The 21,868-nt window shown below is 70.8% G+C and carries 15 protein-coding genes, 1 tRNA gene and 2 pseudogenes; 7 read left to right on the top strand and 11 right to left on the bottom strand.

Annotation, left to right across the window (positions count from 1 at the left end; all coding sequences use genetic code 11):
- Nucleotides 1-226 precede the first annotated feature (226 nt).
- Both AC2W7K_RS00590 and AC2W7K_RS00595 read right to left on the bottom strand, forming a co-directional pair.
- Complete coding sequence (locus AC2W7K_RS00590) at nucleotides 227-1,870, bottom strand: amidohydrolase (RefSeq protein ID WP_211978542.1); 1,644 nt, start codon at nucleotides 1,868-1,870, stop codon at nucleotides 227-229.
- Nucleotides 1,867-3,255: an MFS transporter gene (locus AC2W7K_RS00595; protein ID WP_249120972.1), complete on the bottom strand. Its 1,389-nt coding sequence runs from the start codon at nucleotides 3,253-3,255 to the stop codon at nucleotides 1,867-1,869. The genes AC2W7K_RS00590 and AC2W7K_RS00595 overlap by 4 nt, the downstream gene beginning before the upstream one ends.
- Nucleotides 3,256-3,434: 179 nt before the next feature.
- Here AC2W7K_RS00595 and AC2W7K_RS00600 point away from each other — a divergent pair, with 179 nt between their 5' ends.
- Nucleotides 3,435-4,037: a TetR/AcrR family transcriptional regulator gene (locus AC2W7K_RS00600; RefSeq protein WP_211978543.1), complete on the top strand. Its 603-nt coding sequence runs from the start codon at nucleotides 3,435-3,437 to the stop codon at nucleotides 4,035-4,037.
- Between the two features lie 6 nt (nucleotides 4,038-4,043).
- Here the strand turns inward: AC2W7K_RS00600 and selD are convergent, their stop codons facing one another.
- The 4 genes and pseudogenes from selD to AC2W7K_RS00620 all read right to left on the bottom strand — a co-directional run bounded on the left by selD (nucleotide 4,044) and on the right by AC2W7K_RS00620 (nucleotide 8,679).
- A complete protein-coding gene (selD, locus tag AC2W7K_RS00605) occupies nucleotides 4,044-5,048 on the bottom strand; it encodes a selenide, water dikinase SelD (RefSeq protein WP_211978544.1) in 1,005 nt (334 codons plus the stop codon).
- Nucleotides 5,049-5,070: 22 nt separating this feature from the next.
- Nucleotides 5,071-6,870 (bottom strand): FAD-binding oxidoreductase, encoded by a 1,800-nt coding sequence (locus AC2W7K_RS00610; protein WP_211978545.1) that lies wholly within the window; start codon nucleotides 6,868-6,870, stop codon nucleotides 5,071-5,073.
- A 4-nt stretch (nucleotides 6,871-6,874) separates the two neighbouring features.
- The gene (locus AC2W7K_RS00615) at nucleotides 6,875-7,753 is read right to left on the bottom strand and encodes a lysophospholipid acyltransferase family protein (RefSeq protein ID WP_486005656.1); all 879 of its coding nucleotides are present in this window, start codon (nucleotides 7,751-7,753) and stop codon (nucleotides 6,875-6,877) included.
- A gap of 142 nt (nucleotides 7,754-7,895) precedes the next feature.
- Nucleotides 7,896-8,679 (bottom strand): annotated as a pseudogene (locus AC2W7K_RS00620) (SDR family NAD(P)-dependent oxidoreductase).
- Between the two features lie 134 nt (nucleotides 8,680-8,813).
- On the opposite strand from AC2W7K_RS00620, the gene AC2W7K_RS00625 reads away from it, so the two are divergent.
- The 3 genes from AC2W7K_RS00625 (at nucleotide 8,814) to AC2W7K_RS00635 (ending at nucleotide 12,739) form a co-directional block, all read left to right on the top strand.
- A complete protein-coding gene (locus AC2W7K_RS00625) occupies nucleotides 8,814-11,051 on the top strand; it encodes an HAD-IB family hydrolase (RefSeq protein ID WP_211978548.1) in 2,238 nt (745 codons plus the stop codon).
- Between the two features lie 217 nt (nucleotides 11,052-11,268).
- Nucleotides 11,269-11,964, top strand: a complete 696-nt coding sequence (locus AC2W7K_RS00630; RefSeq protein WP_486005657.1) for a hypothetical protein — start codon at nucleotides 11,269-11,271, stop codon at nucleotides 11,962-11,964.
- The gene (locus AC2W7K_RS00635; RefSeq protein WP_137825888.1) at nucleotides 11,954-12,739 is read left to right on the top strand and encodes a ferritin-like domain-containing protein; all 786 of its coding nucleotides are present in this window, start codon (nucleotides 11,954-11,956) and stop codon (nucleotides 12,737-12,739) included. The genes AC2W7K_RS00630 and AC2W7K_RS00635 overlap by 11 nt, the downstream gene beginning before the upstream one ends.
- A gap of 103 nt (nucleotides 12,740-12,842) precedes the next feature.
- Here the strand turns inward: AC2W7K_RS00635 and AC2W7K_RS00640 are convergent, their stop codons facing one another.
- From AC2W7K_RS00640 to AC2W7K_RS00650, 3 genes are all read right to left on the bottom strand, one after another.
- Nucleotides 12,843-13,565, bottom strand: coding sequence for a YczE/YyaS/YitT family protein (locus AC2W7K_RS00640; RefSeq protein ID WP_211978550.1), 723 nt, complete (start codon nucleotides 13,563-13,565; stop codon nucleotides 12,843-12,845).
- 88 nt (nucleotides 13,566-13,653) lie between these two features.
- Nucleotides 13,654-14,706, bottom strand: a complete 1,053-nt coding sequence (locus AC2W7K_RS00645; RefSeq protein WP_211978551.1) for a glucose 1-dehydrogenase — start codon at nucleotides 14,704-14,706, stop codon at nucleotides 13,654-13,656.
- 107 nt (nucleotides 14,707-14,813) lie between these two features.
- A complete protein-coding gene (locus AC2W7K_RS00650; RefSeq protein ID WP_211978552.1) occupies nucleotides 14,814-15,785 on the bottom strand; it encodes an SMP-30/gluconolactonase/LRE family protein in 972 nt (323 codons plus the stop codon).
- Between the two features lie 210 nt (nucleotides 15,786-15,995).
- Between AC2W7K_RS00650 and AC2W7K_RS00655 the strand changes: the two genes are divergently transcribed.
- The 3 genes and pseudogenes from AC2W7K_RS00655 to selB all read left to right on the top strand — a co-directional run bounded on the left by AC2W7K_RS00655 (nucleotide 15,996) and on the right by selB (nucleotide 19,409).
- Nucleotides 15,996-16,091: transfer RNA gene (locus AC2W7K_RS00655), tRNA-Sec, on the top strand.
- A gap of 53 nt (nucleotides 16,092-16,144) precedes the next feature.
- Nucleotides 16,145-17,535, top strand: a pseudogene (gene selA, locus AC2W7K_RS00660) (L-seryl-tRNA(Sec) selenium transferase).
- Complete coding sequence (gene selB / locus AC2W7K_RS00665) at nucleotides 17,535-19,409, top strand: selenocysteine-specific translation elongation factor (protein ID WP_211978554.1); 1,875 nt, start codon at nucleotides 17,535-17,537, stop codon at nucleotides 19,407-19,409. Before selA ends, selB begins: the two are co-directional and overlap by 1 nt.
- A 19-nt stretch (nucleotides 19,410-19,428) precedes the next feature.
- Here selB and AC2W7K_RS00670 read toward each other — a convergent pair whose 3' ends face one another.
- Together AC2W7K_RS00670 and AC2W7K_RS00675 are read right to left on the bottom strand one after the other, a co-directional pair.
- Nucleotides 19,429-20,412 carry an aldo/keto reductase gene (locus AC2W7K_RS00670; protein WP_198500030.1) on the bottom strand — a complete coding sequence of 328 codons (984 nt, stop codon included), beginning with the start codon at nucleotides 20,410-20,412 and terminating at the stop codon, nucleotides 19,429-19,431.
- 149 nt (nucleotides 20,413-20,561) lie between these two features.
- Nucleotides 20,562-21,848, bottom strand: coding sequence for a M20 family metallo-hydrolase (locus tag AC2W7K_RS00675; protein ID WP_198500029.1), 1,287 nt, complete (start codon nucleotides 21,846-21,848; stop codon nucleotides 20,562-20,564).
- Between the last annotated feature and the right edge of the window lie 20 nt (nucleotides 21,849-21,868).

Consider the following 21,868-nt stretch of genomic DNA (forward strand, 5'->3'; position numbering starts at 1 on the left):
CGCGCAGTCTCTGGGCGCGAACACTACCCGCAGCCGCTGTTCCTACGTGGAAGGCGACTCCCACCTCGGGGCGTGAGTTCCTCCGCGGAGCTGCGTACGCACAACCCTCGGCTCCACACACCACCCATGCACGCGGTGTGTGTGCAGCTCCGGGTGCGGGGTTGCCGCCGGGTGCTCTGTGCCTGCGACGCCGGGCGTGCTGCGGAGGCTGCGCGCCCTTCGAGAGCTACTCGCGCGTCGACGCCGCGCTGCCGGCGACGAGTTCTCCGTCGACGTAGGTCCGCAGGACCGTCGCCCCGAGGAGGTCGTCCGGGTCGCCGGTGAACGGGTTGACGTCGAGGACGACGAGATTCGCGCGCCCACCGGACACGATCCGCCCGATCCCGTCACCGAACTCGCCCGCCAGCGCTCCCGCGAAGGTCAGCCCCTCAAGGGCCTGACCTGGGGTGAACGCCCGCTCAGGGTGATAGGCGGCAGGTCCCGGGCTGAGCGCCGACCGTGTCGTCAGCGCGATGAAGAGATTGTGCGCCGCCTCGAGGGGAGCGGTGGGCGCATCGGTGCCGAGCGCGATCCGCACCCCCGCGTCGCGGAACTTCTGCCAGGGGAAGCCCGACTCCGCGCGGTCGTCGCCGAGCATCGTCATCCAGTTGTCCATGATCGCCGGGTCGCAATGGACCGGCTGGAGCGACGCGACGACGCCGAGCGCGGCCATGCGGCGGATCGTGTCATCCGTGACGGACTCGAGATGCTCGATGCGCGGACTGCGCAGTCGCGGACCGTTCGCCCGCACGCATTCCTCGACGAGGTCGAGCGCGATCTCGCTCGCATGGTCGCCGATCGCGTGCATCGCCAGCTGCAGGCCGGCGGCATCGGCGGCCACGGCCACCGGTGCGGCGGTCTGAAACGACCAGATCGCCTCGGCGTTCGTCCCGTTCGCATACGGTGCCCGCATCGCCGCGGTGCACGCATCGATGACGCCGTCGAGGATGAACTTCACCCCGGCCAGGCGGAACCACTCGGAGCCGTCCAGCGACGCCACCTGGTCGCGCACCTCGACCGCTCGCGCGACCTGGGCGAGATCCCGCTCGGGATCGCCAGTGGGGCGGAGGAGCCAATGGGCAGTGACGGGGAACGGCAGGCGGCCGTCGCGCTCGAGCAGGCGGACGACGGCGGCGAGCTCAGGCTCGCCGAGCGCCATGTCGGTCGCCGCGGTCACCCCGTTGGCCAGGTACGCCGCGAACGCCGTGTCGAGGAACCGATCACGATCCGCGGCCGTCGTGATCTCATCGAGGTAGGACCACACGTACTCGATCGCCGCGGTCTCGAGCATGAACCCCGTCGCCTGCCCGTCGGCGTCGCGGACGATCTCCCCACCGGGCGGATTCGGCGTCTCCGCCGTGATGCCCATCGCCTCGAGCGCCGCAGTGTTGACCCAGGAGGAATGGACGTCGTTCGAGTCGAGGATGACGGGAATGTCGGCGATGACCTCGTCGATCATCGCCGCCGTCGGCTGACCACCGGGAACGGCGTCGAACATCCAACTCGCGCCGAGGAGGTACGCCGCCTCCGGCTGCGCGCTGCGGGCCGCACGCAGCCGCTCCTGGATCTCACTCAGACTCCCGGCGTCGCGCAGCTGCACCTTGTCCAGGGTCTGCCCGAGCATCGCCAGATGCGTATGCGCCTCGACGAACCCCGGGGACACGAGCGCACCGTCGAGGTCGACCACCTCGGCGCCCTCACCGGCGATCGCACGGACGGTGTCCGCGTCACCGACGGCGAGGATCCGTCCCGCCTCAAAGGCGACGGCCTCGTGGAGCGGGGCGTCCGCGATGCCGGTGAAGACTGTGGCGTTGGTGAGGACGGTGGTCATGATGTCCTTTCGGTGGAGTCGGTAGGGGAGTCGTCGGTGACGGAGTCCCGTCCGCCAGTGGAACCGGCAAGGGAGTCCGTCGCGGTGTCGGAGGCGTCAGCGGCGGTAGAGGAGTCGGTCGTGGTGGCGGTCGCCTCGGTGGGGGTGCCCGAGGTCGACGGATCCGCGGGCGGTGTCGGTGAATCCTCGCCGAGGTGGGTCAGGGTGCGTTCGACGCTCGTCGAGACGCGGGCGATGAGCACCGTGGGGATGACGACGACGAAGCTGACGATGCCCATGATGAGCCCGAAGGCGGGGATGCCGACAGTGTCGATGACCCATGCGCCCAGGAGGGGAGCGAAGCTCGACCCGACGATGTAGGCCCCGACGAGGGGACCCGACCAGTAGCCGCGGGCGTCGAGACCGGCGGCGGTGGCGATGAAGAGGACGAACGCGAACGCGTAGATCGTGTTGACGACGACGATGAGCACGGCCAGGGTCTGCGGATCGGTCGTCATGCCGATCCAGATCTTCGCCACCCCGCCGAGGATGAGCGCGACGGCCAGCGGCACCGCCCGTCCGATCCGGGTGCCGAGGAGCATGACGATGAGCATCGCCGCGGCCCCGCACCCGGCGGCGGCGCTGAGGGCGAAGCCGAGAGACTGCTCGCTCAGCCCGACGGAGTCGCCGAGGACCGGAGCGAGCGTCCACACGGAGTCCTCGCTCGTGCCCCAGAGGGGGAAGACGATGAGGATGCCGATGCCGGCGAGCACGACCTTGCGGGGCGCACGGGTGCCGGCGGGGGACTCGGCGGCGATGACCGCCGAGGAGTAGTCGGGGGTGGCCGGCAGCCAGATCGTCACGGCGAGGCTGAGGGCCGACAGCAGCGCGAGCGCCCCGAACACCGTGATCTGGGCGAGGCCGATCGCGGGGATGACCCCGAGGACGACCATGACGAGGAGGCGATTGACGACGCCGCTCGTCGCGCTCACCCGGTTGGGGTTCTCGATCGCCGCGATCGCAGCCCCCGAGGTCGAGATCGCCGCGCCCACTCCGGCGCCACCGGCGATGAGTCCGGCGACGATGATCGTGGGACTGCCGATGAACGCCGCGGCGAGGAACCCGATGATGGCGATGACGAGTCCGACCACGGCGATCGTGCGGCGGTGGCGTCCGGCCGCCGGGCGCGAGGTGCCCAGGCCGACGAGCGCCGAGGCGAGCAGTGCCCACGTGAGGATGTTGCCGGAGGCGATGACGTCGAAGCCCACATCTTCGAGCACAGCCATGACGAGCGGGGCGAGGTTGGCGAGCATGAGTCCGGCGAGGGCGACGAGGAAGACCGCCGCGCCGTTGCGCAGTCCGAGCGGGACGCGGGGATCGTCAGCGGGTGCGGGTGCAGTGCTCATGTGGTGGCCCCTTTGCCGGAGTCGGAGTGCGGGGAACGGCACTCATTGACTAAACGAAAAGTTTTCGGTTACCTAGAATGGTGCCTGCCGGTTCGAGAGCTTGTCAATCGCATCGCGGCAGGACATAGAAGTCCCCGAGGTGAGAAGTCGCAGAGTCGCGAGAAGGAGGAGCGTGCGTCATGGCCCGACCGACGTCCCCGCTGCTGAGCCGGGAGAAGATCGCGCTCGCCGCCATCGAGATGCTCGATGCCGGTGAGGAGCTGAGGATCCAGCCGCTCGCGAAGCGCCTCGGCGTCTCCCTCTCCTCGCTCTACCACCACGTCGACGGACGCGACGGGATCGTCCATGCGATGCGCGAGGTCCTCAACGGCGACTACGACCTCGTCACCCTCGCCGATGCGGGGTGGCAGGACTCGCTGCGAGCCGGCGTCGGATCCCTCTGGCGCCTCTACGCCGACCATCCGCGCGTGATGATCCATCTCCTCGGCGTGACGATCGACGAACCCGAGACCCTGCGACTCTATGAGGCGCTCCTTGAGATCCTCCGCCGCGCCGGCCTGCCCGAGGACGAGCTGCTCACCACGCTCGAAGTCCTCGATGCGTTCGCGTTCGGGGTCGCCCTCGACGCCCTGTCCCCGAATCAGATCTTCGCGCCCGGAGACCCGGATTCCCCGCTCGCCGCACTCGCCGCCCGCCATCCGACCGGCACGGAGCGCAACCGACTCGTCTACGATCGCGGGCTCGATCTCCTCATCGCGGGCATCGAGGCGCGGGTGAGCTGAACAGGTTCAGCGGATGCGGATGCCGGACCCGGCGACGGTCTCCCCGATCACCGGGTGACCCGGCAGCTCCCCGACGACGAGGAGGCCGCCGGAGGTCTGCGCATCCGCGAGCAGGAGGAGGTCCGCCTCGGTGACGGTGTCATCAGTGGTCAGGTGCGGCCGCACCCAGTCGAGGTTGCGCCGGGTGCCGCCGGAGACGAATCCTGCGGCGATCGACTCGTCGACCCCGCCGAGGCGGGGCACCGCAGCCGCGTCGATGACCGCACCGACCCCGGAGGCCCGGCCCATCTTGAACAGGTGGCCGAGCAGTCCGAAGCCGGTGACGTCGGTGGCCGCACGGATGCCGGCGGCCACGGCCGCCCGCGAGGCGTCCGCATTGAGCTGCGTCATCGTCGCGATCGCCTCGTCGAAGACCTCCCCGGTCTGCTTGTGACGATTGTTGAGAACCCCCACCCCGATCGGCTTGGTCAGAGTGATCGGCAGTCCCGCCTCGGCGGCGTCGTTGCGCATGATCGCATCGGGATGGGCGATGCCGGTCACGGCCATCCCGTACTTCGGTTCGGGATCGTCGATCGAATGACCGCCGGCGACGGGGCAGTTCGCCTGCCCGGCGACGTCGAGACCGCCGCGCAGCACCTCGGTGAGCAGCTCCATGGGCAGCGTCTCCCGCGGCCACCCGACGAGGTTGATCGCCGTGACCGGGGTCCCGCCCATCGCGTAGATGTCGGAGAGCGCGTTGGCCGCCGCGATCCGCCCCCAGTCGTAGGCGTCGTCGACGACGGGGGTGAAGAAGTCCGCGGTGGAGAGGACCGCGAGATCCTCGCGGATGCGCACCGCCGAGGCGTCGTCGCCGTCATCGAGACCGACGATGACCTCGGGGTGCGTCTGCCCGGTCAGTCCGCGGACCGCGTCCTCGAGCTCACCGGGCGGGATCTTGCACGCACAGCCGCCGCCGTGGGCGAACCCGGTGAGGCGGTACTGTGCGGTCTCGAGCGTCTCCGAGGTGTCCATGTGCGCGAGCCTAGCACTGGCCTCACGGCGTCGGATCGGTGCTCCGGTCACGCTGGACAGCGGGAACCGCGCCGTCATCCACCGGGGACGAAACACCGGCCGGGGACTCGACGTCCGCCTCGGCGACGATCTTGCCGGGGTTGAGATTCCGACCGGGATCGGTCGCGCGGAAGAGGGAGTCGACGATGAACGCCCCGGCGGGGGTGATGTCGTCGACGATCCACGGCCGGTGCTCGGTGCCGACCCCGTGATGGTGGGAGAGCCCGCCGCCGGAGTCGATGAACTCCTGCTGCACGGCGTCCTTGACGAACTGGTACTCCGTCAGCGCGGTGTCCTCGCGGGTGTAGGGGACGGCGAACGTGAAGTAGAGGCACGCCCCGCCGTGGTAGCTGTGGGACATGTGGCAGAACATGAAGCCCGGCCCGCCCTGCGCCCGGCGCACCTGTTCGAAGCGCTCGTGGACGCGGGCGTGCATCGTCTTGAGGTTCGCCCAGCTCACCCCGGTCTCGCAGACATCGCCGAAGACCCTGTAGTTGAGGAGGAAATCGCGCAGGTAGGGGGTGTCGAACTTCTTCTGGTCGTAGATCGCTCCCGGTCCGGTGCCGAGGCTGATCCCGCCGCGACCCGAGACGATCCGCTTGACCTCGGCCCGCTCACGCGCGACGTGCTCCTTCGACCCCTCGAAGCAGACGTAGGACAGGCACATCCCCTCCGTCGTGTCCCAGCCGCGGGCGCGCAGATACGCGAACAGGGCATCCTGACCACGGGCGCTGACCTTGGACTTCACCGAGGTCGGCTGCGAGACCATGGCGAGGCTGAAGCGCGTCTCGGGCCCGTCGGAGAGCCGGGTGAAAGTGGGGCTGACCTCGGAGCGCGCGATGTCGTGCATCGCCTCGACGCCTGACGCCCAATCCGGGTAGAGGTACGCGACGACCTCCCTGACCTCGGGCCGGCGGTGGATCTGGACCGTGCATTCGGTGATGACGCCGAGGCGGCCCTCACTGCCGAGGATCATCTCGTGGACCGACGGGCCGGAGTCCCGACCGGGGATCGGCTTGCTCACGACGACTCCGCGGGGATGGACGACGCGCATCCCCCGCACGATGTCCTCGATGTCGCCGTACCTGTCCGACTGCATCCCCGACGACCGGGTCGCCGCCCAGCCGCCGAGGGTCGAATAGCTGAACGAGTCGGGGAAGTGCCCCATCGTCCAACCGCGGAGGTTGAGCTGCTCTTCGAGGTCGGGACCGTAGGCGCCGGCCTCGACCCGGGCCAGCCCCGAGTACTCGTCGACGTCGAGGACCCGGCGCATCCGTCCGAGGTTGAGCGAGACGATGGGGCGGGTCTCCGCCGGATCCGGGGTGACCGATCCGGAGATGCACGACCCGCCGCCGTAGGGGATGAGGACGAGGTCGTGAGCGAGGACGATGTCGAGGACGGCTGTGACCTCGTCCTCGCTGCCGGGGTGGACGACGACATCGGTGAGCCGCGGCATGATCCCGTTCCGCACCCGGTAGAGGTCGGGCAGGGAGCGACCGAACGAGTGGACGATGCGCAGCCCGTCATCGGTGCTGACGTTGTCGGCTCCGACCGCCTTGGCGAGGGAGGCGAGGAGGTCAGCGGGCATCCGGGACGCGGGCGCGTCGACGTCGGCGAGGTCCGGAGTGCGCGGGCGCGGGGCGTTCCACAGGTCGAGCCCGACCTTCTCCTTCGCGATCGCCGCGAACGCCGGCTTCGTCTCCCAGCGGAACTCGACGCCGTCGGCGCCCCAGCCCCACCAGCGATGCCGCCTGACGTCCTCCGCTCTGACCGGTGTGCTCAATTCCTCATCCTCTCATCCGTGCTTTCGCCGAGGCGCCCCGAGCCTGTGGCCGATGACGGCGGGGGCTCGGGGCGGTCGTCCAATGGTGCTGCGTGGTCTGCTTGTCCGGCTCCGGGGCATGGGTGGGAGTGCGCGGCTCCTCACCGGGGGCGAGCTTCTCATGCCGGTGCGCGAGGCGGGGCACCCCGATCGCGTCGGCTCCGGAGTCGAAGAGCTCCTCGACGAGGCTCTGGACGCGGGCGGTGAGCGCCGGCAGGGATTCCCCGGGCCGGGGGATGACGGGCTCGCCGAAGACGATGCGCACCGGCGGCCTGCCCGGCACCGGCCAGTTCGCTCCCTTGGGCATCGCCTCGAACCCGCCGACGACGGCGGCCGGAACGATCGGGACACCGGCATCGACGGCGAGCTTGACGGCACCGACCTTGAAATCGGCGATGACGCGGCCCTGCTGCCGACCGCCCTCGGGGAAGAGGAGGACGGGGACGCCGGCGCGCAGCAGCGCCCGCGGCACCTCGGAGCTGCCGCGCGAGCCCTCCCGGTAGACCGGGAAGGCGTTGAAGAGGCTGCGGACGAAGAGCCGCTTGTGCCAGGCGGTGAAGAAGTAGTCGTAGGCGACGCCGGTGGAGAGGAAGCGCGCCTGCCGGTGGGGCAGGCTCTGGGCGATGAGCGGAGCGTCGAGATGCGAGGTGTGGTTCGCGATGACGAGGAAGCCCTCGGTCAGCCCCCGGACCCGCGGCTCGATCCGCACCGTCGGAGAGATCGTCGAGACGACGAGGGCGCGGAAGAGGACGCGCTGGAGGAGAGCGCGCAGCAGCGCACGGAGTCGGGAGCGGTGCTTCGCCGTCGACACCGGCGTGCGAGGTGGTGACGTTTCGGAGGTCATCACCCGCTGTTCGGAGCCGACCGCGGTTCTGGATGCCGCCTCGGCGGGAGAATTCCTCCGGTCCCCCGACGGCGGCCCCGGCGACTGCGGTCCCGGACCCGACTGCGGCTCCTGACCCGACGGATCCCGCCGGCTCATGCCCTCATTCCTCCTCATTCCGCCGCGAGGTGAGCAGGGCGGAGAGCCGGTGGATGACGGGACGAGGAGCCGCGCGCAGCGCTGCGACGATGACCTTCCACCGCAGCTGGGGGACGCTCACGGTGCGGCCGCGGGCGACATCGCGCAGACACTCCTCGACGAGGTCGTCGGCATCGAGCCAGAGGAGATCGGGGATCGAGGTGCCGGCGATGCCGGCGCGCGCATGGAATTCGGTGCGCACCCATCCGGGCACGAGAGCGGTGACGGTCACTCCCGTCCCGGCCGTCTGCACCGACAGCGACTCGGAGTAGTTCTGCGTCCACGCCTTGATCGCGGTGTAGTTGTTCTGGGTGAGCCCGGCGCTCACCGAGCACACGTTGATGATCCAGCCGCGCCCGCGCAGCGCCATCGCCCGGGCGGCCGCACCGCCGAGGACGAGCACCGCCCGCTGCATGACCTCGAAGCCCCCGATCATGCTGCCGCAGGTCGGGGTCGAGCAGGCTCGAGCGGACGGAGAACCCGGCATTGCTGACGAGGATGTCGATCGGCGGCCGCGACCCCGGGGCCTCGATGCGCGCGGCGACCTCGGCCTGCGCCTCCCGGTCGGAGAGGTCGGCGACGATGGTCTCGACGGCGACCCCGGTGCCGGCGCGCAGATCCGCGGCGAACTCCTCGAGCCGGTCGCGATTCCGGGCGACGAGCACGAGGTCGACCCCGCGAGCGGCGAATGCGCGCGCGAACGCGGCGCCGATGCCGGCGGTGCCTCCGGTGATGAGAGCAACATGCATACTTGTCACGATACAGTGACGCGGGTCATACTCGCTGGTGACTGCGCGATGACTTCGCCCGTGGTCCCATCCGATTCGGCCGCGACTCCGAATCAGACTCCGATACCGTTTCCTCACACCCCGATAGGCAGCACATGACACCGAGCCGCATTCTCCTCACCGGTGCGACCGGATTCCTCGGTCAGGCGGTCCTCCAGGCTCTCCTCGAGAGCCGACCGGAGGACACCGTCACCGTCCTCGTCCGTCCCCGCGGGACGCAGACGGGCCGGGACCGGGTGGAGAGGCTGCTGACCAAGCCCGTCTTCGCCGAGTGGAGCGCCAGGGTCGGGGACGATGTCGTCGCCGAGGCGGTGCGGACGAGAGTCGAGGTCCTCGAGGGTGACCTCACCGACCTGCCGTCGCTGCCGGAGCCGATCGACATCGTCATCCACTCCGCCTCGAGCGTGTCCTTCGACGCGCCCATCGACGAGGCGTTCCGGACGAACGTCGGCGGGGTCGAGAACCTCTACCGGGCGCTGCTCGACTCCGGTCAGGACCCGCACGTCATCCACGTCTCCACCGCGTACGTCGGCGGGATCTCGAAGGGCGTGGCCCAGGAGCGCCGACTCAGCCACGCCGTCGACCACCGCGCCGAGTCCGCGGCCGCCGAGCTCGCGCGCGAGCGCGTCGATGCCGAATCGCGGACCCCGGAGAGCCTGCGCGGATTCCTCCGGCAGGCCCGCGCACAGAGCTCGCGGATGGGACCGAAGGCCGTCGCCGCCGCCGCGGAGGCCGCGCGCGAGGCCCACGTCGCCAGCCGCCTCGTCGACTTCGGCCGCACCCGCGCCGAGTCGCTGGGGTGGACCGACGTCTACACGTTCACGAAGGCGATGGCCGAACGGGTCGCCGAGGAGGAGTGGGCCGACACCGGCCATCGCGTCTCCTTCGTCCGACCCTCGATCATCGAATCGGCGCTGCGGCACCCGCATCCCGGGTGGATCGACGGCTTCAAGGTCGCCGACCCGCTCATCATGGCCTACGCGAACGGCAGTCTCTCCGAGTTCCCCGGTCACGCGGACTCCGTGCTCGACATCATCCCCGTCGACTTCGTCGTCAACGTCATCCTCGCTCTCGTCGACCGGGATGGTGACCCCGGTGACGCGGATGCCGCTCACGGTGACGGACTCGCACGGGAACCGGAGTACTTCCACGTCGTGTCCGGGACGAGCAATCCGCTCCCGTTCCACCAGATGGTGCGCACGGTGCGCGAGTACTTCCTCGACCGTCCGCTGCCCGATCCCGACGGCGAGCCCACCCCGGTGCCGGAGTGGAGCTTCCCGAACTCCGAGCTCATCGAGCAGCGGATCCGCCTGAAGGAACTGAGCTCCCGGGCGGGTCGCAGCATCGTCGACCGCCTCCCGTCATCCCGCCGGACCCGGCAGTGGGCGGCGCGACTGAGCCGCATCGACTCCGGGCTGCGCTCGCTGCGCCAGTTCGCCGACCTCTACCGCCAGTACACGAAGACGGAGATGGTCTTCGACGACGCCGCGACCCGTGCCCTGCAGGCGGCGCTGCCGCCCGGTCACGCCAGGAGCTTCGACGTCACCGAGATCGACTGGGACCGGTACTTCAAGGACATCCACCTGCCCGCGGTCACGGAGCTCACCCGCAGCTATGCCCGCAAGCGCGGGCGCACCACCGCCCGGCAGGCGAGTCCGGCCCCGATCGCCCCGGCCTCGGACGCCCTCGCCGTCTTCGACCTCGACGGCACGGTGATCTCGACGAACATCGTCCGGCAGTACGCGGCCGTGGTCCGCGCGACCCAGCCGCCCCACCGCTGGCCGGCCGCGCTCGCCGGCATCGCGGGGATCGTTCCGGGCCTGCTGCGGGCGGAGTCCCGCGACCGCTCGGAGCTCATCCGCATGGTCAACCGCCGCTACAAGGGGTTCCGCATCGAGCAGCTGCGCGAGGTCATCGCCGGCGGTCTCGGGGAGCGCATCCGCAGCTCGATCCGTCCGCAGGCGCGCACCCTCATCGATGAGCATCGCGCGGCCGGGCACCGCACCGTGCTCGTCACCGGGGCCCTCGAGGTCCTCGTCGAACCGCTGGCCGATCTCTTCGACGAGGTCGTCGCCACCCGCATGGACGTCACCGACGCCGGGGTCCTCTCCGGCTACCTCGCGACGCCGCCGCTCGTCGACGAGGCCCGCGCGAACTGGCTGCGCAAGTACGCGAGCGGGATCGGCGCCGACCTCGGGAAGTCGACCGGCTACGGGGACTCGCTCGCCGATGCGGCGTGGCTCGAACTCGTCGGCGAACCGATCGCCGTCACCCCTGACCTGGGCCTCTACGGACTGGCCCTGAAGAAGCGATGGAAGGTGCTCGAATGGTGACCAGCGACCATCCGCCGGGCCACGTCAACGGTCGGCTGTTCTCCGACGCCGCGCATCCGACGGTCCTCGTCACCGACTTCGACTCCCGGGCTACCTCGCGGCGGCTCGTGGTCGGATCGCGGTCGATGCCGCGCATCTCGACCTGCCCGCCGAGGCGGCCCGTGACCTCGGGTTCCTCTGGCGCCTGGAGAACTCCGCGCTGGCCGAGACGCGGGCGATGCTCGCCTCGTGGACGGCCAACGAGGCGCGGATCACCGCCTTCGTCACCGCGTGGGGCTACGAGCGGTACTGGCTGGCCCGGGCGCTGCGCGAGATCCTCGACGCCGCAGACGCTCGCCGTTCGCCGCGCACCCCGCGCTCCCTGTCGTCGACGCTGCGCGGCATCTGGGTCGAACGTGCCCTGCCGATCGTCGCGCCCGTCCTCGGCGGAGCCGTCAAGGAGCCCATCACCGCCGGTCACATGGCCCGGCTGGCCATCCAGGAGGGTGCGCTGCAGGCCGCGGAGCGGGCACTGCTGCCGCGCCTGACGGGGGAGGCCGCCCGGGTCCTCGCCGAGGTGGTCGACCGGCGGGATGAGATCGTGCGGTTCTTCCGCACCGAGGCGATCGCCCGCATCACCCGGTCCCGTGCCGAAGCGCTCACCGCGCGTCTCCACGTCGCCAGGCCGTGGGCGCCGCTGCGGATCGTCGGCGTGCCCGACCCCGACGAGGCGGTCGCCCTGTCGAGTCTGTTCACCGGCAGCTTAGCCCGGCAGGAGCTCAGCGATTCCGATGCCGTCATCGGCCGGCTGCTGCCCGGGGACCCGCAGCCGTCGGTGACCCAGGTGCGGGCGGCCCTGCGCACCGCGCGGCGAGCGGACGGTCCGAGCGCCTCGGCGCCGATATCTCGAGTGAGGAGTGAGCATGGCGTTTGACTTCGACAACTACGCCGAGACGTCCGAGGCGGTCAAGTGGTCCGACCTCGATCTCGATGTGTTCGACGAGATGCCGCTGGACCGCGACACGCTGCGGTCGGTGCGCTACATGTGCGATGTCGAGTACCACACGACGTGCTTCGTCCGGGAGCTGCTCGTCACTCCCTCCCATCGGGAGGACGCACCGGCGGCGTTCATGACGATGTGGAACCGGGAGGAGTTCTGGCACGGTGAGGCGCTCGCCGCCGTGCTCGAGAAGCACGGCATCCACGTCGACTACGACGAGATCAAGGCCAAGCGCGCAGGACTCGGCTGGAAGCTCGCGCTCGGCCCGGCGAAGCAGTCGCTGCTGGCGAACATGGTCGGCTCCGACTTCATCGCCGTCCACATGGCGTGGGGCGCGGCCAATGAGCTGTCGGCGACAGCCGGCTACCGGCGGATGGCGGCGATGCAGGACCACCCCGTGCTCTCACCGCTGCTCGAGCGCATCGCCAAGCAGGAGACGCGGCACGTCGCCTTCTACTCGACCCAGGCCCGGGAGCGCCTCGAGGACAACCCGCGGGCGCAGCGGATCGTGCAGCTTGCGCTGGGGAAGCTGTGGAAGCCGGTGGGCTCGGGCATGATGGACGACGCCGAGGTCAAGCACGTGATGTCCTATCTCTTCCGCGGCCAGAGCGAAGAGGTCGACAAGCTCGACAAGCGCGTGCAGAAGCTGCCGGGCCTCGGCGATCTCACGATCTTCCGCAACGCCTTCGCCCGCCTCGGCATCGAATAGGGGCTGCCTCGGCATCGAGTGAGGGCCACCCCGGCCTCGCAACGGGGACTCACCCGTCCGTGACTGCCGGACCCGGCGGGGACCAGGCCCCGCCTCGGCGAGGTCACAGCAGTTTCGTCGGGTCTCCCGGAGCCCCGGCCTCGGGGTGGGAGTCGGTGCGCCCGAGCCCCCGCGTCAGCCGGTCGACGAGGGGTTCGTTGACGTGGGCGGAGAAGAACGCGATGAGCGGGCCGACGAAGAACGCCGTCATGATCGTCCCCACGCCCACGGGCCCGGAGACGAGAAGGGCACCGACGAGGACGATGAGGTCCTGGGGGACGCGCACGCGCTGGTACTTCCAGCCGGTGCGGTCGACGATGATCGGCGCTATCGCATCGTAGGGTGCGGTGCCGACCCCTGCGGAGATGTACCCGCTGGCCCCGAACGCGAAGACGATGATCCCGATCGCGAAGAACAGGGCGGCCATCGCGTGATCGTCGGGGGCGACGGCGAGCGGGTCGAGCAGGCTCGCGAACACCTGGATGAAGAACCCGGTGAGCGTCATGTTGATGAGCGTGCCGACGCCGATGTACCTGCGCGCGAAGATGAGGACGGGGATGAAGAGGATCGCGTTGCTCAGCAGCTGGTACGCCCCGAGGCTCCACCCGATCCTCTCGCTGATCCCGATGTTGAGGGCGGTGTAGGGGTCGACGCCGACCCCGCCGGTCTGCAGGATCGCGGCCCCGAGACCGATGAGGACGACGCCGATGAGCGCGTAGAGCGCCCGGATGACTCGACAGCGCAGCGACCAGTTCTTCGTCGCATCCGACGACGCCGAGGTGTTCATGGGCTGATCTCCCAAGGTGCGGGTGAGGGGATGGCTGCTGGTGCGCCGGTGGTAAGGCGGTGCGCCGGTGGGGTGGGGCGCGTTCGGTTCAGCTCTGCAGGTCGATGACGACCTTGATGTCCCCGGGTTCGTGGTCGAAGGCGTCGAGGGCGCGGGTCAGCGGCACGGTCCGGGTGATGAGCGCGGACAGCCACTGCGGATCGGCCGCCGCCAGCGCCTCGGCGGCCTGCCGCCAGTGCTCGACGTTGGCGTTGACGGACCCGACGATCGCGACATTGTCGAGGACGATCTGCTTGCCGATCGTCGCGAGGTCGAGCTCGGTCGCGCCCTGCGGATCGTGCATCCCGAGCAGGCAGATGACCTGGTAGGGGGTGACGGCATCGAGGATGTCGGCGAGCGTCCGGGAGTCGCCCGTGGTGTCGAGGACGATGTCGGGCTGCACCTCGGCGAGGATCTGCGGCAAGTCGCCGACGTGGAAGTGCCCGCCGAGCTCCCGCACGAGCTTCTCCTTGTTCGGCTTCTGCGAGGAGTTGACGACATGGACCTCGAGCCCGCGCTGACGCCCGAGGAGGGCGGTCAGGAGACCGATCGTGCCCCCGCCGATGATGACCGCGGTCTGCGGATCGAAGAACGCGCGCCCGCCGACCTCGTAGACCTCGTCCCAGGCCTTCGCGACGACCGAGGTCGGCTCCATGAGGACACCGGTCTGTCCGAGCGCGGGGTCGAGGCGGATCGCGAAGTCCTCTTTGACGACCCACTGCTCGGACCCGAAGCCGTTGAGCTCCTTGATGCCGCGTTCGGTGTACTCGCCGTTGCGGCACATGTCGAACTCGCCGTGCGCGCACGCCGGGCACGGCACCGGATCGGGACGGCGGACGACCCCGGCGATGAGGTCGCCGACGGCGAAGTCGGAGCCGTCGGGCACGGCCTCGACCCGGCCGAGGGACTCATGGCCGATGATGAGCCGCTCCTGACCGGGCGGCGCCCACCCGTACTGCCCGCCGTTGAGCTCCCGGTCGGTGCCGCAGACCCCGATCGCCAGGCCGGTGACGAGGAGTTCGTCGGCCGCAGGCTCCGGAAGAGCCGCCTCGGTGACGGCGAGGGAATCGGCCGTGCCCGGTTCGACGCTCAGTGCTCTCATCATGGTCCTCTCAGGTGGGTGTCCGTGCTGGTCAGTTCGGTGGGATGGGGGCGCCGAGGTGGTGGGGTGCTGTTCCCGTCCGTGGGCTCGCGCCGGGGGCGGTGGGCTCAGCCGTCGAAGGGTGCCACCGGCACTCCCGTGGCCCCGGGGGTCGCGGCGAAGACGGCTCCGGCCTCGGGCTGGGCGCCCGGGGTCAGCCCCTCCTGGCTCGTCGTGATGAAGAGGGTGCGCAGGTCGGGACCGCCGAAGGTGCACGCCGTGACGTTGGTGACGGGCAGCTCGATGACCTCGAGGAGTGTGCCGGTCGCGTCGCGGCATTCGACGCGGGAACCGCCGTAGATCGCCGTCCACACATTGTCCTCGGCGTCGAGGCAGAGTCCGTCGGGACCGCCCGCCGGGTCGTCGGAGTCGAGGGTGAAGAGGCGGCGGGGGTTCGTCAGCCCCGACTCCTCATCCCAGTCGAGGACCCACGTGCTGCGGGTGGGGGTGTCGTTGTAGTAGGCGCGGTCACCGGATGAGGCCCAGGCGATGCCGTTGGAGATCGTCACGTCGTCGAAGACGGTGGACACGGCGCCGTCGCCGCTGATCTGGAAGAGGGTCGCCCCGCCGTCTCCTTGGTCGTAGCGCATCGTGCCGGCGAGGAACCGTCCCGTCGGGTCGCAGCCGCCTTCGTTGAGGCGGACCTCGGGGTCGGAGACGAGTTCGGCGACCGTCGTCCAGTCGCCGCCGGTCGGGTCGTCGGAGACGCTGAGTCCGTGCTCGGTGAGCACCGCGATGCCGCCGGACATTCGGGGGCGCAGGCATGCGGCGACGGGTCCGGGCACATCGAGGACGGTCACCTCGTCACTCGTCGTCCCGCCGTTCGGGGCGCCGGCGGACGCGCTGCTGCCCGCGGTACCGCTCGGGCTGCCGCTGCCGGTCTGGCTGCGGGTGCCGGGTGCGCCGTGCGCGGTGAGGACCCGCCCGGCGAGCATATCGACGTAGCGCAGGGAATTCGCCGCCTGGGACCCGTCGTCGGGCCACCACACGGGTCCCTCGGCATGAAAGGCGATGGGCGGGACGAACAGTTCGGCGCGCATGGGACCTGCCTTCAGCAGCGGTTGTCGGTTCCGGGACACCGCCGCGTCAGCGGCGTCATCCGTGGTGACCACGCTATGCGGGGTCGTCCCGTGCGTCAACGGCAAGGCACGTGGTAGTCCGACCGCCGTGCGGGGTGCCTCCGAGGTCACCGCCGCAGGGGTGCGAGGGCGCGGTCAGCGGTGTCCGGAGCACAGGGTAGAGTTCGATCCGGAGGCGTCTGGCGTCCTGGTGGGCCCCCCGGTCTTCAAAACCGGTGAGACCGAGCATCTCGGTCTGGCGGGTTCGATTCCCGTCCGCCTCCGCCACACGCCCGCACCGGCCCGAGCACGGTCGTGCACGCACCGAGGAGGAGGCAGCCATGGTCGAGCCCGACCCCCGCCGGAGCATTCCGCGCACCGACCGTCTCCTCGCCCTTCCCGAGGTCGAGGCCGCCCGCGACCGCCTCGGCGAATCGGTCATCCGCGCGGTCATCGCCGATGCCCAGTCCCGCGCGCGCAGCGGGGAGCTCCCGTCGCCGAGGTGACCCCCACCGTCATCGCGGCCGTGACCGACCAGGGTGCCTCCTCGCTCACCCCGGTGCTCAACGCCACGGGCATCATCGTCCACACGAACCTCGGCCGCGCACCGCTCTCACCAGGAGCGCAACAGGCGATCGCCGATGCCGCAGGCTATGTCGACGTCGAACTCGACCTCGAGTCCGGCAAGCGGAGCAAACGCGGCGTCGGCGCGAAGCAGGCCCTGCTGCGGGCCTGCCCGGCCGCCGAGGACGCCCTCGTCGTCAACAACGGCGCCGCCGCCCTCCTCCTCGCCGTCACGGCCCTGCGGGGAAGCGACTCGGCCGAACCGGGAAGCCATTCGACTGAACGGCGGAGCGGCACGGCCGCGGCCGCCCGACCCGTCACGCCTGATGAGATCGTCGTCAGCCGCGGCGAGCTCGTCGAGATCGGTGCCGGCTTCCGCCTCCCCGACCTCATGGTCACCACCGGCATGCGGCTGCGCGAGGTCGGCACGACGAACCGCACCCACCTCGCCGACTACGCTGCCGCGCTCACCCCGGCGACGGCGAGCCTGCTCAAGGTCCATACGAGCAACTTCCGTCTCACCGGATTCACCGCCGAGGCGACCCTGCCGCAGCTGCGCACGCTCGCCGACGAGCACGACCTCCCGCTCATCGCTGACCTCGGCAGCGGGCTGCTCACCCCCGATCCGGCACTGCCCGACGAACCCGACATCGACACGGCCCTGCGCGCCGGCGCCGACGTCGTCATCGTCTCCGGCGACAAGCTCCTCGGCGGGCCGCAGGCCGGGATCCTCCTCGGGTCCACCGCGGCCATCGAGCGCATCGCCACCCACCCGCTGGCCCGCGCGATGCGCACCGACAAGCTCACGCTCGCCGCGCTCGAGGCGACGATCGCCGGGCGCGGCAACCCCGTCCACGATGCCCTCCACATCGACCTCGACCGGCTGCGGGAGCGCACGGAGACCCTCGCCGAGGCGGTCGGCGGATCCGTCGTCGCCCTCGACGGTCGCGTCGGCGGCGGGGGAGCCCCCGGGGTGCCCCTGCCCGGATGGGCGCTCGAGATGCCCGAGGCACTCGCCGCCCCCCTGCGCGCAGGCGATCCCGCCGTCGTCGCCCGGGTCCACCAGGGCGTGTGCCTCATCGACCTGCGGTGCGTGCCGGAAGCCGCCGACGACGCAGTCGCCGCGGCGATCAGGACTGCGTCGGACCGCCTCGGCGAGGGTTCCTGATGTTCGTCGTCGCCACCGCCGGGCACGTCGATCACGGAAAGTCGACCCTGGTCAAAGCGCTGACCGGGATGGAACCGGACCGGTGGGAAGAAGAGCGCAGGCGCGGGCTGACGATCGATCTCGGGTTCGCGTGGACGACGCTGCCCTCGGGCCGGGAGGTCGCGTTCGTCGACGTTCCCGGGCATGAGCGGTTCCTGTCCAACATGCTCGCCGGGGTCGGGCCCGCGCCGATCGTCTGCTTCGTCATCGCCGCGGACAAGGGGTGGCAGGCCCAGTCGAGCGATCACCGGGATGCGATCACGGCGCTCGGGATCGACCGCGGCCTCGTCGTCATCACCCGCGCGGACCTCGCGCCTGACACCATAGCTGCGACGGAAGCCCAGGTGAGGACCCAGCTGCAGGGCACACCGCTCGCCGAGGCGCCGATCGTCACGGTCTCGGCGACGACGGGGGAGGGGATGGACGACCTCGTCGCCCGCCTCGACGAGGTGACCGCAGCGGCCCCGGCCCCCGACCCCGCTGCGCGCGTGCGGCTGTGGCTCGACCGCGCGTTCTCGATCACCGGGGCGGGCACCGTCGTCACCGGCACGCTGACCGCGGGAACCCTGCGGGTGGGGCAGCGCATGGAGCTCGTCGGGGCGTCGACGTCGGCCCGCACGGGGATCCGCGGGATGCAGAGCCGGGAGTCCTCCGCCGAGGTCGTCACCCCGGCCGCCCGCGTCGCCGTCAACCTCCGAGACGTCTCCGCCGACGACATCCACCGCGGTGACGCCCTCATCACGCCCGATGCGTGGCCGATCGTCACGGTCGTCGACGTCCGCCGCACGATGGGTGAGCCCCTCGACGACGGCGTCCATGAGCTCATGCTCCACATCGGCACCGCGGCCGTGCCCGTGCGCCTGCGGCCCTTCGACGCCGACCACGCCCGGCTCACCCTCGACCGGCCCCTGCCGCTCGAGCTCGGCGACCGGGTCGTGCTGCGCAATCCCGGCAGCCGCAACGTCTTCGCCGGCGTCGTCGTCCTCGACGTCGATCCGCCTGAGCTGGGACGACGCGGCGACGGGGTGCGTCGGGCCGCTGAGCTCGCCGACCGGCCGGTGACCGGGGATGTCCTCGCCGAGGTGGCCCGCCGGGGAGCCGTCGAGCGCGCGGTGCTCGCACGGTTCGGGGTGGTGGGTGCGGGGTCGGCCTCGTCCATCGATGCGAGCGGTGTGGCCGGTGCGGCCGACGCGGGCGGTGGCGCCGGTGCGACCCTGCCGGCCGGTGTCGAGGCCCTGGACGGGTGGCTCGTCCACACTCCAACACTCGAGGCGTGGGTGACGGCGGCACGCGAGACTGTGTCGAGACAGCTGGCCGCGCAGCCGATGGCGGCGGGCGTGCCGGTCAAGGTCGTCATCGAGGCGCTGCGACGCACGGATCCGCCGCTGCCGGACGGCGGTGGAGCGCTCGTGGCGACGACCATCGGGCGGGCCGGTCTCGAGACCGCTGACGGTATGGTGCGCCCACCGGGTCACACAGCCGATCTCGGTCCCGCCGAGGCCGGGGTCGCCGCACTCGAACGTCGCCTCGCGGCCGATCCGTTCGATGCGCCGGAGGCGGACGATCTGCGGGCGCTGCGCCTGGGAGCGCGGGAGCTCGCGGTCGCAGAGAAGGCGGGGAGGGTGCTCCGCCTCGGCGATGGTGTCGTCGTCTCACCGCGCACCCCGGCGCAGGCGATGCGTCTGCTCGCCGGTCTCGCTCAGCCGTTCACGACGAGTCAGGCTAGGCAGGCGCTCGGCACGACGCGGCGGGTCGTCATCCCGCTCCTCGAGCACCTCGATGGCCGCGGCTGGACGAGGCGCCTCGACGGCTCGCATCGTGAGGTCGTGCGGTAGGGAAGGCCCCTGCGGCCGCTCACACTCCTGCGCCCCCGTCTCGGTAGCGCGCGCCGGCGGCGGTGAGCCCGTCGAGGATGGTGAGGTCCCCCGGTGGGAGATCGAGCGCGAACGCTCCGAGGTTCTCATCGAGTCGATGCGGCTTGCTCGTTCCCGGGATCGGCACGACGTCGTCGCCGCGGCGCAGGAGCCAGGCGAGTGCGACCTGGGCCGGGGTCGCGCGGTTGCGGGCGGCGATTCCCCGGATCGTGTCGACGAGCTGCGCGTTGTGCTCGCGGTTCCTTCGCGACCACCGCGGCAGGAAGCGGCGGAAGTCGAGCAGCCCCGGTTTGAGCGCGGCCGCGTCGCCGGAGAGCATGCCCCGGCTGATCGGCGAGTACGCGACGATCCCGATGCCGAGCTCCCTCGCCACCGGCACGACATCGTCCTCGAGTTCGCGGGAGACGATCGACCACTCCATCTCGATCGCGGCGATCGGATGCGTGGCATGCGCTGTGCGCAGATCGGCCGCCCCGACCTCCGAGAGCCCGATCTCGCGCACGAGACCGCGGTCGACGAGCTCGGCCATCGCCCCCACCGACTCCGCGATGGGGACGGTCGGATCGATGCGGTGGAGATAGTAGAGGTCGATGACGTCGGTGCCGAGACGACGCAGAGACGCCTCGGCGCTGGTGCGGATGTAGGCCGGGTCGCCCTTGACCCCGCGAGGCAGGCCGACGACCGGCAGCGTCGTGATCCCGCACTTCGTCGCGATGATCGCCTCATCGCGACGCCCGGCGATCGCGCGGGCCACGAGCTCTTCGTTCGCGCCGTTCGCGTACATGTCGGCGGTGTCGAGCAGGGTGACGCCCCGGTCGAGGGCATGCCGGATCGTCGCGACCCCGCCGGCGGGATCGCCGCGGCCGTAGACCATCGTCATGCCCATGCAGCCGAGCCCCATCCGAGGGACGTCGAGCGCGCCGAGGCGGGTGTGCGGAAGGCCGGTCTGCGGGCGGTCGGTCATGGCCTCAGGCTAATCGGTCGAGTGAACCGGAAGCTGAGGGGAAGATGAACGCTCGGCGAGGCGACACGCGCCGTCGTGTCTGCCGAAAGTCGACATGCGCTCAACTAGTCGAGGACATATCGACTTTTTGCAGACGAATGCACGGCCCCTTACCCCGCGAGCGCCCCCGACGCCAACCGCCGGACCACCTCGGTGAGGTGATGGAGGCCGGAGAGAAGGTCCTCGTCCTTCGTGAATTCCTCGAGGCTGTGGGAGACCCCGCCGACGCTGGGGACGAAGAGCATGACGGTGGGCACGGTGTCTTTCATATTCGTCGAGTCGTGGCCGGCCACCGTCATCACCGGCGCCGAGGTGAGCCCGAGGTCATCGGCGACCGCGCGGGCGAGCTCGACGCCCTCGGCCGGGTACGGGTTCTGATCCCAGCTGTGCTCCGCGGTGATCTCGATGTCGACGCCGACCTCCTCGGCGACCGTCGCGACAGTGGACATGAGCGAGGCATGGGCGGCGGCGATCACCTCGGCGCTGGGGGAGCGCAGGTCGATGAGCAGCTCGACGTCGCTCGCGACGACGACCGGGGAGTTCGGGTAGACGGTGAGCTCGCCGCACGCGGTGTGCAGCGCACCGGGCTCGAACTCGTCGACGAGGTCGCGGGCGGCGACGACGAGCCGGGCCGCACCGAGCAGGGCATCCCGGCGATCGGCCATGAGCGTCGAGCCGCTGTGCGCCTGCGCGCCGTGGACCCGGAATTCGAACTTGTGGGCGGCCCACGTCGCGCCCACGAGCCCGATCGTCACGCCGTCCTCCTCCATGCTGCGGCCCTGTTGGACGTGGATCTCGGCATAGGACGCGATCGGCGGGGCCGTGAAGCCGCCGCGTTCGCCGAGGGCATCGAGCGCCTCGGCGACGGTGATGCCCTGCGGGTCGGTCGTCGTCAGCGCCGCCTCGAGGTCGGCCTTGCCGGTGAAGACGTTGCTGCCCATCATCGACGGTTTGAAGCGGGAGCCCTCCTCGTTGAACCAGTTGACGACGGCGAGGTTGAACCGCGCCCGGCTCGGGTCGGCGCGCAGCTCCTCGGCGACGGCGAAGGCGGCGTGCGCGCTCGCCATCACCCCGTACGCCCCGTCGAAGCGCCCGGCTGTCGGCTGCGAATCGAGGTGGGAGCCGGTGAGGACGTAGGGGGCGCCGGGCACGAGTTCGAGCAGCCCGAACTGATTGCCGATCGCGTCCCGCTCGACGACGAACCCGTGTTCCTGAAGCAGCCGCGCGAACCATGCGCGCTGCTCGCCGTCGGCGGGGCTCGCCGCCTGCCGGTCGACACCGTTCGTGCCTGGCACGGCTCCGAAGCGGGAGTGGACGGCCCAGTCGGCGAGGAAGTCGGCGTCGCGGTCGGCCCGGTCAGGCAGGTTCTCCGGCGCCGAGGTGGTCGTGTCGTTCATCGAGGGGTCCTTCTGTGCGC

Source organism: Brevibacterium sp. LAARM2_SD2, from assembly GCF_057364785.1.

Coding starts and splice junctions, on each gene's coding strand:
- AC2W7K_RS00590 (WP_211978542.1), bottom strand. CDS start 1,870: ATGACCACCGTCCTCACCAACGCCACAGTCTTCACCGGCATCGCGGAC.
- AC2W7K_RS00595 (WP_249120972.1), bottom strand. CDS start 3,255: ATGAGCACTGCACCCGCACCCGCTGACGATCCCCGCGTCCCGCTCGGA.
- AC2W7K_RS00600 (WP_211978543.1), top strand. CDS start 3,435: ATGGCCCGACCGACGTCCCCGCTGCTGAGCCGGGAGAAGATCGCGCTC.
- selD (WP_211978544.1), bottom strand. CDS start 5,048: ATGGACACCTCGGAGACGCTCGAGACCGCACAGTACCGCCTCACCGGG.
- AC2W7K_RS00615 (WP_486005656.1), bottom strand. CDS start 7,753: ATGACCTCCGAAACGTCACCACCTCGCACGCCGGTGTCGACGGCGAAG.
- AC2W7K_RS00625 (WP_211978548.1), top strand. CDS start 8,814: ATGACACCGAGCCGCATTCTCCTCACCGGTGCGACCGGATTCCTCGGT.
- AC2W7K_RS00630 (WP_486005657.1), top strand. CDS start 11,269: ATGCTCGCCTCGTGGACGGCCAACGAGGCGCGGATCACCGCCTTCGTC.
- AC2W7K_RS00635 (WP_137825888.1), top strand. CDS start 11,954: ATGGCGTTTGACTTCGACAACTACGCCGAGACGTCCGAGGCGGTCAAG.
- AC2W7K_RS00640 (WP_211978550.1), bottom strand. CDS start 13,565: ATGAACACCTCGGCGTCGTCGGATGCGACGAAGAACTGGTCGCTGCGC.
- AC2W7K_RS00645 (WP_211978551.1), bottom strand. CDS start 14,706: ATGAGAGCACTGAGCGTCGAACCGGGCACGGCCGATTCCCTCGCCGTC.
- AC2W7K_RS00650 (WP_211978552.1), bottom strand. CDS start 15,785: ATGCGCGCCGAACTGTTCGTCCCGCCCATCGCCTTTCATGCCGAGGGA.
- selB (WP_211978554.1), top strand. CDS start 17,535: ATGTTCGTCGTCGCCACCGCCGGGCACGTCGATCACGGAAAGTCGACC.
- AC2W7K_RS00670 (WP_198500030.1), bottom strand. CDS start 20,412: ATGACCGACCGCCCGCAGACCGGCCTTCCGCACACCCGCCTCGGCGCG.
- AC2W7K_RS00675 (WP_198500029.1), bottom strand. CDS start 21,848: ATGAACGACACGACCACCTCGGCGCCGGAGAACCTGCCTGACCGGGCC.